Annotated in this window: 10 protein-coding genes and 1 pseudogene; 9 read left to right on the top strand and 2 right to left on the bottom strand. The window is 65.6% G+C overall.

Annotation, left to right across the window (positions count from 1 at the left end):
* The first annotated feature begins 17 nt into the window (after positions 1–17).
* The 5 genes and pseudogenes from G6N47_RS23060 to G6N47_RS30370 all read left to right on the top strand — a co-directional run bounded on the left by G6N47_RS23060 (position 18) and on the right by G6N47_RS30370 (position 5,691).
* A complete protein-coding gene (locus G6N47_RS23060; protein WP_083132352.1) occupies positions 18–1,817 on the top strand; it encodes an AMP-dependent synthetase/ligase in 1,800 nt (599 codons plus the stop codon).
* A gap of 3 nt (positions 1,818–1,820) precedes the next feature.
* Positions 1,821–2,681 carry an SDR family oxidoreductase gene (locus tag G6N47_RS23055; RefSeq protein WP_083132353.1) on the top strand — a complete coding sequence of 287 codons (861 nt, stop codon included), beginning with the start codon at positions 1,821–1,823 and terminating at the stop codon, positions 2,679–2,681.
* Positions 2,682–2,700: 19 nt separating this feature from the next.
* Positions 2,701–3,315 (top strand): TetR/AcrR family transcriptional regulator, encoded by a 615-nt coding sequence (locus tag G6N47_RS23050; protein WP_163659726.1) that lies wholly within the window; start codon positions 2,701–2,703, stop codon positions 3,313–3,315.
* Positions 3,316–3,336: 21 nt separating this feature from the next.
* Positions 3,337–4,050: pseudogene (locus G6N47_RS30375) on the top strand (SDR family NAD(P)-dependent oxidoreductase); the annotation flags it as partial.
* A gap of 186 nt (positions 4,051–4,236) precedes the next feature.
* The gene (locus G6N47_RS30370; RefSeq protein WP_372517506.1) at positions 4,237–5,691 is read left to right on the top strand and encodes a flavin-containing monooxygenase; all 1,455 of its coding nucleotides are present in this window, start codon (positions 4,237–4,239) and stop codon (positions 5,689–5,691) included.
* A gap of 33 nt (positions 5,692–5,724) precedes the next feature.
* Here the strand turns inward: G6N47_RS30370 and G6N47_RS23040 are convergent, their stop codons facing one another.
* Positions 5,725–6,339 (bottom strand): TetR/AcrR family transcriptional regulator, encoded by a 615-nt coding sequence (locus G6N47_RS23040; protein ID WP_139799545.1) that lies wholly within the window; start codon positions 6,337–6,339, stop codon positions 5,725–5,727.
* 53 nt (positions 6,340–6,392) lie between these two features.
* On the opposite strand from G6N47_RS23040, the gene G6N47_RS23035 reads away from it, so the two are divergent.
* From G6N47_RS23035 to G6N47_RS23025, 3 genes are read left to right on the top strand one after another with little or no spacing between them, the layout of a single operon-like run.
* Entirely contained in the window at positions 6,393–7,280 is an 888-nt protein-coding gene (locus G6N47_RS23035) for an AurF N-oxygenase family protein (protein ID WP_083132357.1), read from the top strand.
* Entirely contained in the window at positions 7,277–9,067 is a 1,791-nt protein-coding gene (locus tag G6N47_RS23030) for an FAD-dependent oxidoreductase (RefSeq protein ID WP_083132358.1), read from the top strand. Before G6N47_RS23035 ends, G6N47_RS23030 begins: the two co-directional genes overlap by 4 nt.
* Complete coding sequence (locus G6N47_RS23025) at positions 9,064–10,371, top strand: FAD-dependent oxidoreductase (protein WP_083132359.1); 1,308 nt, start codon at positions 9,064–9,066, stop codon at positions 10,369–10,371. Before G6N47_RS23030 ends, G6N47_RS23025 begins: the two co-directional genes overlap by 4 nt.
* Here G6N47_RS23025 and mntR read toward each other — a convergent pair.
* Positions 10,368–11,063, bottom strand: a complete 696-nt coding sequence (mntR, locus tag G6N47_RS23020) for a manganese-binding transcriptional regulator MntR (protein ID WP_083132360.1) — start codon at positions 11,061–11,063, stop codon at positions 10,368–10,370. The genes G6N47_RS23025 and mntR overlap by 4 nt on opposite strands.
* 38 nt (positions 11,064–11,101) lie before the next feature.
* Between mntR and G6N47_RS23015 the strand changes: the two genes are divergently transcribed.
* Entirely contained in the window at positions 11,102–12,076 is a 975-nt protein-coding gene (locus G6N47_RS23015; RefSeq protein ID WP_083132361.1) for a bifunctional riboflavin kinase/FAD synthetase, read from the top strand.
* Positions 12,077–12,119: the final 43 nt, after the last annotated feature.

Here is a 12,119-nt window from a genome sequence, read left to right as displayed (position 1 = left end):
AGACAGGACACGATCGTATGCCAGCACGAACACCAGCCGAGTTGCGCTCCGCCACCAGCATCTGTCAATTGTTCCAAGACACCGCGGCCGCTCACCCACAGCGCGTCGCGCTCCGCGCTGTAGGCCGGGGCGGCTCGCTCACCTGGGCGCAATACGCCACACGGGTGCGCAGCATCACGGCCGGACTGGCCGCGCTCGGCGTGCGTCGGGGCGACACTGTGGCGCTGATGCTGACCAATCGACCCGAGTTCAACTTGATCGATGCGGCCGCCTACCACCTTGGTGCGATTCCGTTTTCGGTGTACAACACCAGTTCGGCCGACCAGATCAACTACCTGTTCGGCAACGCCGAAAACCGGGTCGTCGTCTGCGAACAGCAGTTCTTGCCGGTGCTTTCCGAAGCCAAGGCGGCCACCAAGGTCGAGCACGTCGTATGCGTGGACGCCAAGCCGGCGGGCGTGCTGACGTTAGACGAGCTGGAGGCCGCCGGCGACGCCGGGTTCGACTTCGACGCCACCTGGCTAGCGGTGCGCCCCGACGACGTGCTGACCCTGATCTACACCTCGGGGACCACCGGCCCGCCCAAAGGCGTTGAGCTCACTCACCGTAACCTGCTCACGAATATCGCGGCGCTGGCGGATCTAGTCGTTTTCGACGAGCACGATCGGGTGGTGTCCTATCTGCCGGATGCCCACATCGTGAATCGGTATCTGGCCCACTATGCGCCGGCGGTGAGCGGCGCATCGGTGACCACGGTGGCCGACCACAAGGCGTTGGTCAGCGCCTTACCGGATGCCCGGCCGACGATCTTTGCTGCGGTGCCGCTGTTCTGGTACAAGATCCAGGCCGCGCTACAAGCCGGGCTGGCCGAGCAACGCGGTATCAAGGGCGCGCTGGCGCGCTGGGCGGTCGCCGCCGGCGCCCAGAAGGCGCTGGTGCAAACCCGCAATGAGCGGCCGTCGGCATGGATCGCCATGCAAGCCGCGGCCGCCGAGCAGTTGGTGTTGCGTCGGCTGCGGGCAAGGGTCGGACTCGACCAGGTACGCATCGCGGTGTCGGGCGCCGCGCCGATCGCCGCGGAGACACTGGAATTCGTTCTCGGCCTCGGCCTACCGGTATGCGAAGCCTGGGGAATGTCGGAGCTGTCGGCGGTGGCCACCCTCAACCCACCGGACGGTATCCGGGTCGGTACCGTCGGCAAACCCGTTGCCGGCGTGCAGCTTCGGGTCGCCGACGACGGTGAGCTGCTGGTGCGCGGACCCGGACTGATGAAGGGCTATCGCAACGACCCAGAGAAGACCGCGCAGGCCATCGACGCCGACGGCTGGATGCACACCGGCGATGTCGGCACCGTCGACGCGGACGGCTATGTGCGAATCGTGGACCGCAAGAAGGAGTTGATCATCAACTCGGGCGGCAAGAACATCGCGCCGTCCAATATCGAAAACCATGTCCGGGCGGCGTGTCCGCTGATCGGTTCCGTGGTGGCCATCGGCGACGACCGGCCGTGCATCGTTGCGCTGGTGAGCCTGGACGCCGACGCTGCCGCGAGGTACGCCCGGCAGTTGGGCATCGACGCATCGCCGGCCGTGTTGGCCATCCACCCCGACGTGCGGGCCGCGGTGCAAGCGGGGATCGACTCCGCCAACGCCAAGCTCTCGCGCGTCGAGCAGATCAAGTACTTCCATATCGCACCGACGTTTTGGCAGCCCGGCGGCGACGAGCTGACGCCGACGGCCAAGCTCAAGCGCAAACCCATCGCCGGCAAGTACGCCGCCGAGATCGAACAGCTTTATGCCAACATCCGAAAGGCCTGACCAATGACGAACAACCACAACCATCTTCGCGACAAGGTCGTCGTCGTCACCGGTGGCGCCCGGGGAATCGGGCGGGCCACCGGGGAGGCCTTTTTAAGGGCCGGGGCTCACGTGGCGCTCGGTGACATCGACACCGAGCTGGTGGAAAAGACTGCGGCCGAGCTGGCCGAGACAACTGGCGGGCAGGTGTGCGGCCTGGGCCTGGACGTCAGGAGCCGAAAGTCGTTCGCCGCCTTCCTCGACGACGCCGAATCACGGCTGGGGCCATTGGATGTGCTGGTCAACAACGCCGGAATCATGCCCACCGGGTTGTTCGCCGACGAGGACGACGCGGTGACCGACCGGATGGTGGCCATCAACTTGGGTGGCGTGCTGAACGGATCCAAACTCGCGGTCCAACGACTGACCGGACGCGGCGGTCACATCATCAACGTCGCATCGCTGGCCGGGGTGAGCGGTCACCCCGGGTTGGCGACGTATTGCGCGACCAAACACGCCGTCGTCGGCTTCTCTGAGACATTGCATCTGGAACTCGCCGACGCCGGTATCGCCGTCACGGCGGTGCTGCCCGGCATCGTGCGCACCGAGCTGTCGGCCGGGCACAGTGCACCGGCATGGTTGCGGCCCATCGGGGAAGTGGACCCCGGCGATGTCGCTGCAGCCATCGTGACCGCGGTCGGCGCTCGGCGGGCGAGGGTTACCGTGCCAAAGGCGTTGGGCGCCATGATCAAAACCATGTCGTTGATTCCCGAGCGCACCCGAAACCGGATCTCGCATGCGGCCCATTTCGACACTGCGTTCACCAACGTCGATCCGCACGCACGCGACGTGTACCACCGCCGGATCAACGAGCTGGGTACCTGAGCGCGGTAGCGTGTGGCCGGTGACCTCCGCGACGCCGGCCGGCCGCCGACGGATGCGGCCCGCAGACCGGGCCGCCGATTTGCGCCGAGTGGCCGAGGCGACGTTCCTCGACGTCGGCTTTCACGGCGCGTCGATGAACGAAATCGCGCGCCGCGCCGGCGTGACTCGGGCAATCCTCTACCGCCACTACGCCTCCAAGGACGAGCTTGCAGCGGCGTGCCTGGCCGCGTCGCGTCGGCGATTGCAGGAGATGGTCCGCGACGACACCGGCGTGCCCGAGCCGCTCGAGGCCATACACATCGCGGCCCGGCGCATCGTGGGTTTCATCGGCGAGCATTCGCGGCTGTTCCTGATCTTTCTGGCCGACGACACCTTCAGCGGCTCCAAAGCCCGCGCCGAAGCCGAGGCGATCCGCGACGATCTCGAGCGCGCGGCCGCACGCGCTCTGATGCGCGCAGCGCCCGCAGCGGACCCTGCGCTTACCGAACTGATCGCGCGCGGGCTCGTCGGAGCCGGTTCCCGGATCGCCGAAGGGCTGGACTGGGCCAGCACCACGCCCGAGGAACTCGACCGGCTCGTCGATATCAGCATCGACGTGATGTGGAACGGGTTGGCGGGCTTGACCTCTCGGTGAGAACCGAGTTAAGTATACACGATGTCTACTTCTCTTGGTGAGCTGACCTGGGCGGCGCTGGCTGAGTTGGACCCGAGCGTGCACCTGCGCAGGTTGGGCCGCCTGGCAGCGCGTCGCAGCGCCGACGCCGAACTGCGCGCCGCGGTGGCCGGTCGGCGAGTGCTGATCACGGGCGCGTCAGCCGGCATCGGCCGTGAAGTCGCGCTGCGGGTGGCACAAGCCGGCGCGGAGGTGCTGTTGGTCGCGCGGCGAGCCGATCTGCTCGACGACCTGGTGGACGTGATCGAGAATGCCGGTGGCCGTGGTTACGCGTACCCGGCCGACCTGAGTGACGAGGGTCAGGTGGCCACGTTGGTCCGCGACGTCATCGTCGAACACGGCGGGGTGGATGTAGTTGTCAACAACGCCGGCCGGTCGATTCGCCGCACAATCTCCGAAAGCGCCGACCGGCTACACGATTTCGAGCGAGTCATGCGGCTCAACTACCTGGGTATGGTGCGACTGACGGTCCCGCTCGTCGAGCGGATGCGCCGCACCGGGGGTGGGCATGTCGTCAACATCTCCACCACCGGCACCGAATTCGGTGCGCAGCCGCGTTTTTCGGCGTACCTGGGGTCCAAGGGTGCGATGGACAGCTTCACCAGGTCGGTTGCGGCCGAGACTCGCGCCGACAACGTGAAATGGACGACCGTCCATATGCCGCTGGTGCGCACCGACATGATCGCCCCGACGGACAGCTACCGTCGTGCGCCGGCTATGACCGCCGCGCAGGGCGCCGAGATGGTGCTCGACGCCATCCGGCGCGCTCCGGCACGGGTCAGTCACCCCGTCGGCGTCGTCGGCAAAGTCCTGGACATTTTTGCGCCACGTGCACTCGATGTGCTGCGCAGCAGGGGGTTCGCGCCGACCACACCCGACCCGCTGCCCAGCGTCGCCATCGTCGGTGCCGGTATCTCCGGCATCGCGATGGCGCTGGCCCTCCAGGACGCCGGCGCGGCCAACTTCACGATTTTGGAAAAGGCCGATCGTATCGGCGGCACCTGGCGCGAGAACACCTATCCCGGCCTTACCTGTGACGTGCCGTCGCACTACTACACGTATCGCGAACTGCCCAATCCCGACTGGAGCCACCTCTTTTCGCCCGCAGAGGAGATTTCCGCATACCTGCAGCGGGTCGTGCAGGAGCGCCGCCTGACCCCGCACATCCGATTCGGCGCCGAGGTCGTCGACGGCGAGTTCAAAGACAGCCGTTGGCATCTGCGCACGGCTAGCGGTGAGACCCACACCGCCGACGTCTTGGTATGCGCCACCGGCGTGCTGCACCACCCGAAGATCCCCGCCATCGCCGGGTTGGACGACTTCGCCGGCCCGTGCTTTCATTCCGCCCGATGGGACCATGATGTTCCGGTCGCCGGAGCACGCATCGGCGTCATCGGCACCGGTTCGACCGGCGTCCAGATCACCGCGGCACTTGCCGAAACCGCGGGCTTCATCACGCTGTTCCAGCGCACCCCGCACTGGGTCGCCACAGTGCCCAACCCCGCGATCCCGCGCGTGGTCAAAGCCCTGCTACGTCACGTCCCCTTTACGGATGCGGCGCTCTACGAATCGATCCGGCACGCCTTTGACGAATTCGCCAAAGCGACAACCGAAAACGGATGGCAGCGGCGCGCGATGGCCTGGCTGTCCCGTAGCAGCCTGGCGACCGTGGGCGACCGCCAGCTTCGCGCCGCGCTGACCCCCGACTACCAACCGGGCTGCAAGCGGCTGATCTTCTCGCCCAGCTTCTACCGTGCCGTGCAACGAGACAACGTGCATGTCGCCACCGAGAAGATCGATCATGTCCGACCCGATGGAGTACAAACCAGCGACGGGCAAGTACATCAGCTGGACGTGCTGGTGCTGGCGACCGGTTTCGACGCCCATGCCTACATGCGGCCGATGCGACTCACCGGCCGCGACGGCATCACCATGGACGACGCCTGGGCGAACGGCCCGCACGCCTACCTCACCACCGCGGTGCCCGGATTGCCGAATATGTTTCTGATGCTGGGTCCGCACAGCCCCGTCGGTAATTCATCGCTGGTACCGGTCGCCGAGACACAGGCCCGCTACGTGGTGTCGTGGCTGCGGCGGATGCGGGACCGCAACCTCGCCGAGGTCGAGGTGAGCGCCGAAGCCACCGATGCGTTTCTACGCGAGGTCGACGACGCACTGCCGGACACGTTGTGGGCCACCGGTTGCGACAGTTGGTATCTGGGTCCTGACGGCAAACCCGTGCTGTGGCCGTGGCCCATGGCCAGATTCAACCGTGACCTCGCCGAGGTGCGGCCGGCCGATTTCTACGAGAGGACTGCCCGTATCGGAGCGGTGTAGGCCGAGGTGTCGATGACCGCTTTCGAGAGTCGCTTAGGCCGGAAGCGTTGCCGCCAGGCTGTTTTTGACTGGTACGAGGAACCGCCGCGCGTAGTTCTCCGGACCGTCGGGTGCGTCGAGGCCCATGACGCTGGACGGGATGAGGATCAGCGTGTGGATCGCCCGGGCGACGTGTTCGCCGAACTGCGCACGCTCCGGATCGGGCAATTCGTCGGCGCCCACTGTTGATTCGACAAACTGGCGGCCAAGGTCTAACGCCTCGCTGGCCTCGGTAATAACATAGGGCAACAAAATCTGGGGGTTCACCCGCAGGATCGTGGACAGTGCCGGGTGATAGCGCAGGTAGCGGTAGGCATGCGCAAAGCTGTGAATGAGCCGCTCGTCGGGATCGTCGTAGCGCTCGACAATGTGCCCGACATCGGCGAAAAACCGTGCCAGTTCCTGTTGGACGAAAGCGGCGATGAGTGCATCGCGACCGGGGAAGTACTTGTACAGCGTCGCGCGCCCGACCTTGGCGTAGCGCGCCACCTCGTCCATCGATAGTTTGCGCAGCCCGGTCAGTGCCGCCAGCGGCAACAGCGCATCCATGATGCGGCTGCGGGTATCGGTCGCCCGCTCGTCGGCCCGAGCCGTCCGCGCTCGACTCACAAGCACAACAATAAAGGTAGACGAAAAGACTAAAACTGTCTATTGTTCTCTCTATGACGATCAATGCTCACGACGAGGTGGCTGAACGGTTGATCGGGGGTTCGCTGCGTCGCTCGTTCAATTCGCTGGTCGACGTGGATTGGGACGCGCCGCAGGATCCGGACCTGTTCTACATGCCGCCGGAGATGATCTCGCTGTACGGCACACCGATGTGGGAGCAGATGACGCATCGGCAACGGGTGGAGCTGTCTCGGCAGGAAGTGGCGAACTTGCTCAGCCGCGCGGTGTGGTTCGAAAACACCCTCAACCAGGGCCTGTTGATGGTGATGCTGCACCAGGACCCGACATCGCGGCATGTTCATTACGCGCTCACTGAACTCGGCGACGAGACCCGGCACATGGTCATGTTCGGACGCGCAGTAGCTGCGATCGGCGCCAAGCCCTATCGGCTCTCCTGGACCGAGGCGCTGGCGGTGCAGTTGTTCCCACTGGTGTATCGGGGCCTGATGCTGTGGGTAGCGGCATTGTGCGGTGAGGAGTTCCTCGACGATGCGCAGCGAAAGTACTTACGGCACCCGGACTTACAGCCGATCATCGCGCAGGTCATGCGGATCCATGTGGTCGAGGAAGCCCGTCACATCCGTTATGCGCGCGAGGGTGTGCGCCGCCGGATCCAGCGCGCCCCCCGCTGGGAGCGCGCCGTCGCGGCGACGCTCAACGGTGGTGCCGGCTTCGTCCTGCGCCGGATGTGCTACGACAAACGCGTCTATGCCAGGTGCGGGCTCGACGTCAAGGAGGCGATGCGCCAAGCCCGCAACAACGAGTTGGTGGCCGCGCGGCACCGTGAGGCATTCGCAGGACTGCACGACTTCCTCGACGAGAACGGACTGCTCAATCCGGTAAGTCGTTGGCTATGGCGTAAATTCGGGTTCCTTGGATGACGCCGGAGTTCGACGTCATCATCGTCGGAGCTGGGTTTGCGGGTCTCGGTGCGGCGATCAAGCTTCGCGAAGCCGGCATCAACAACATCACTGTGCTGGAGAAGGCAGCGGACGTTGGCGGCACCTGGCGGGAGAATACCTATCCGGGCGCGGCCTGCGACGTGATGTCGCTGATGTACTCGTATTCATTTGCGCCTAATCCGAATTGGACGCGCGGCTATGCCTGCCAGCCCGAAATACTGGCGTACCTGCGCGCCGTCACCGACCGTTACGGCCTGCGGCGTCTGATCAGGTTCGGGGTCGAGGTGACCTCCTCGGTGTTCGACGACGACAGCGACATCTGGACGGTGACCGCCCGCAGCGCCAAGAAATACACCGCGCGGGTCATCATTGACGCGACTGGTCCGCTGCATATTCCCAAGATTCCGAAGATCGCCGGCGCCGAATCGTTCTCGGGCACCCAGTTCCATTCCTCCCAGTGGGACCACGGTGTCGACATCATTGGCAAGTCGGTGGCGGTAATCGGCACGGGAGCAAGTGCGGCGCAGATCATCCCCTCGATCGCCGAGCACGCGTCGACGCTGTCGGTGTTTCAGCGCACGCCGCACTGGGTGTTGCCGCGACCGGATCGCCCGATCACCGCTGCCGAACGAGCCGCCTACCGGCGCATTCCGGGGCTGCGCAAGGCGGTGCGCGCCGGGATCTACTTCTCCCACGAAGCGTTGACGGGCGCGTTTCTCAATCCGCGCTACATGCCGGCGGTCCGTGCCCTGGCCAAGGCTCATCTGCGTCGCCAGGTCCGCGACCCGCAGCTGCGAGCGGTCTTGACCCCGGATTACGAAATCGGCTGCAAACGCATGATCATCGCCAACGACTACTATCCCGCGCTGCAACGCCGAAATGTGTCGCTGGTGACCGATGCGATCGTCGAGATCACCCCATCTGGCATCCGCACCGCCAACGGAGCGCTACATCAGGCCGATATCATCGTGTATGCAACAGGATTCGCTGTGACTAACAAAGCCGAACACTTGACACTCGTGGGTCGTGACGGCCGCACCATCCAGCAAGTGTGGGCCGAGGGCCCAGAAGCCTACCTGGGCATGGCTGTTTACGGATTCCCGAACTATTTCATGATCATGGGCCCCAACACCGGGGTGGGCAACCAGTCAGTGGTGTTCATGATCGAAGCGCAAGTGCGCTACATCGTCGCATGCATCCGCGCGTTGGCCGACCGTGAATCCACCCGTGTCGAGGTCAAATCGCATGTGCAGGCGCAGTTCAACCGGGAACTGCAGCGCCGGTCGGACGGCACCGTGTGGACTGCCGGCGGTTGCGACAGTTGGTATCTCGACGGAGAGGGCGTCAACCGTGCGATTTGGCCGGCGACCACGATGTCGTACTGGCGGCGCACCCGTCGCCCGGATTTAGCCGACTTCGACTACTCGCGGATCGGCGAGGATGAGGCCGACGCGGACTACAGCGGTCCGGCCGTGCTGGTCGGCGACGAGGGCGACGAACTCGCGGTTCAGGTCCGCTTGATGGCACAATACGAGCCCCTCGCCAATGCCGTGTGTTGGTCAGGTCGCGTCATGCCGTCGGCGGAGCTGCGTGCGCTGCACCGACGAACCAATCAGCCAATTAGGTTGCAGATCAACGGCAGCCAGCCCGTCGACGCGCTGCTACTCGACGCCGACCCGTGGGGCGGCTCGCACATCTGCGGCAAAGGAGAATGCCCGTATCCATATCCGCTGGAAGCGGAGCTTGCTCTGTTGGAGCGCTCGTGACTTACGTCATCACCCAAAACTGTTGCAACGACGCGTCATGCGTTGCCGCGTGCCCGGTCGGCTGCATCCACCCGACACCCGACGAGCCGGGGTTTGGCACCGCGGAACTGCTGCATATCGACCCTGCGACCTGTATTGACTGCGGCGCATGCGCGGACGCGTGTCCGGTCGACGCCATTCGACCCGACACCGCACTGACGCCGGCAACTCGACCGTATTTGCAGATCAATGCCGCCTACTACCAGGATCGGCCGACATCGCCGACATTTCAACGGCGACAGCCGTTCCGATTGGTGACCAGCAGGAGCCAGCCGCTACGGGTTGCCGTCGTCGGCTCTGGTGCCGCGGGGTATTACTGCGCCAAGGAGCTGCTGGTAGAGCCCGGCGTCGAGATCGACATGTACGAGCGGTTGCCCGAGCCGTTCGGGCTTATCCGATTCGGTGTCGCACCGGACCATGCTGCGACGCGCGCGGTGGTGAACCAATTCCGGTGGAGTGCAGAGAAACAACGCCGCTTCCGGTTGCATCTGGATACCGAAGTCGGCGTCGACATCAGCCATGACCAGCTGCTCGCCGACCACCACGCCGTCATCTACGCCTACGGCGCCTTCAACAATCGGAGGCTGGGAATCCCCGGCGAAGACCTGCCGGGTTCGATGTCCGCCGGCGAATTCGTCGGCTGGTACAACGGCCACCCGGATCACCGGGCGTTGGAGCCGGATCTGTCGAGCGGGCGCGTCGTGGTGATCGGCAACGGCAATGTCGCATTGGATGTCGCGCGCATCCTGGTCAGTGACCCGGACGAGCTCGCATGCACCGATACGGCGCAGTATGCCGTAGAGGCATTGCGGGCCAGCCAGGTCGACGAGGTCATCATCCTGGGCCGGCGAGGACGTGAAGACGCGAGTTTCACCGCGCCGGAACTTCTTGGGCTGCAACAAGTTCCGGGTGTTAATCGGATCACGTTCCGGTTTCACGCCCCGCCAGCCGAGATCATCGGTGATGAGCGTGTACGAGGAGTGCGCATCGCCGGCGGCGAGGTCATAGAGGCGGGACTCGTCATACGGGCCATCGGATTCGAGGGCCGGCCGATGCCCGGCGTTCCGTTCGACCCAGTGAAGCATACGATTCCGCATGTCGGGGGGCGCGTGATGCCGCGGGTATACACCGCGGGATGGATCAAGCGCGGGCCCACGGGAGTGATCGGCACCAACCGGACCTGCGCGCAGGAAACAGTTGGCCACCTGCTCGATGACTATCTGGCCGGCATACTGACCGTGCCATCACTCGTCGGAGCTACCTAGGAATCCACCACCCAGATAGCGCAGGCGGCGGGGCTGCCCAAGTCGACCCTGCTGGATTCGCCATCGTCCGACTCGACAGCCACCGACATCATCCCGGCGAACTCGCGCCGGGTGAGCACCCGCAGCCGTGAGTCGAGGCTGATGCCGATGGAATCGAAGTAGCGCAGCATCTCCGGATCGGCGTCGGAGATCCGCGCCACGGTGGCCGCGTCGCCGTCGCGGCACGCCCACAACTGATGCGCCGGCGGGGTGGGCACCTGACCGTCGGAAGCGGGAATCGGGTCGCCGTGCGGATCACGTTGCGGGTATCCCAGCTTGGCCTCGATGCGGGCGATCAGCCGGTCAGACACCGCATGCTCGAGCACTTCGGCCTCGTCGTGCACCTCGTCCCAGCTGTAGCCGAGTTCGTTGACCAGGAAGGTCTCCAACAGCCGGTGCCGGCGCACCATAGCCAGCGCCGCGCGGCGCCCGGACTCCGTCAGCGTCACCGCGCCGTACTTCTCGTGGTCGACCAAACCCTGCTCGGCGAGTTTGCGGATGGACTCCGACGCGGTGCTGGCCGACACCCCGATCTTCTCGGCCAGCATCTTGGTGCTGACCTTGTCCGGCGACCACTCCTGGGCGTTCCAGATGACCTTCAGGTAGTCCTGGGCAACGGGGGTGAGCTCGCCAGGCTCGTCGTCGGGGCGCACACACCGCAGTTTATGCCCCGCGCCGTAGGCTTGCGGTTGTGCAACGGTGGCGGGGCCAGGACGAGATACCCACGGACTGGGGCAGATGCGTGCTCACCATCGGGGTGTTCGACGGGCTGCACCGGGGCCACGCGGAGCTGATCGCCCATGCGGTGAAATCGGGCAGGGCGCGCGGCGTGCCAACCGTGTTGATGACCTTCGACCCGCATCCGATGGAGGTGGTGTTCCCCGGCAGTCATCCGGCGCAGCTGACCACCCTGACCCGGCGTGCCGAGCTGGCCGAGGAGTTCGGCATCGACGTGTTCCTGGTGATGCCGTTCACCACCGATTTCATGAAGCTGACGCCGGAGCGCTACATCCATGAGCTCCTGGTGGAGCACTTGCACGTGGTGGAGGTGGTGGTCGGCGAGAACTTCACGTTCGGCAAGAAAGCCGCCGGCACCGTCGAGACGCTGCGCCGCGCCGGCGAGCGGTTCGGGTTCGCGGTCGAGTCGATGTCGCTGGTGTCCGAGCACCATGACAGCGAGACGGTCACGTTCTCGTCGACCTACATCCGCTCCTGCGTCGACGCCGGCGACGTGGTGGCCGCCGCGGAGGCACTAGGCCGCCCGCACCGCGTCGAGGGCGTGGTGGTGCGCGGCGAAGGCCGGGGCATGCAGCTGGGTTTTCCCACCGCCAACGTGGCCCCGCCGATGTATTCGGCCATCCCCGCCGACGGGGTATATGCCGCCTGGTTCACCGTGCTGGGCCACGGGCCGGTGACCGGCACCGTCGTGCCCGGCGAGCGCTACCAGGCCGCGGTGTCCGTGGGCACCAATCCGACGTTCTCCGGACGCACCCGCACCGTCGAGGCGTTCGTCCTCGACACCACCGCCGACCTGTACGGCCAGCATGTGGCGCTGGACTTCGTCGCCCGCATCCGCGGCCAGGAGAAGTTCGACTCGGCCGACGACCTGATCGCCGCGATGGGAGCCGACACCGAACGGGCGCGCGCGCTGCTCACTGCCAGTTGAGCCACTGCTAAACTGCCCCACGACACGGCGCGTGCTGCAGTTC

The organism is Mycobacterium branderi (assembly GCF_010728725.1).
Taxonomy (GTDB): Bacteria; Actinomycetota; Actinomycetes; order Mycobacteriales; family Mycobacteriaceae; genus Mycobacterium; species Mycobacterium branderi.
The sequence above is the reverse complement of the archived record's forward strand: the minus strand, read 5'-3'. Positions and strand labels throughout refer to the sequence as shown.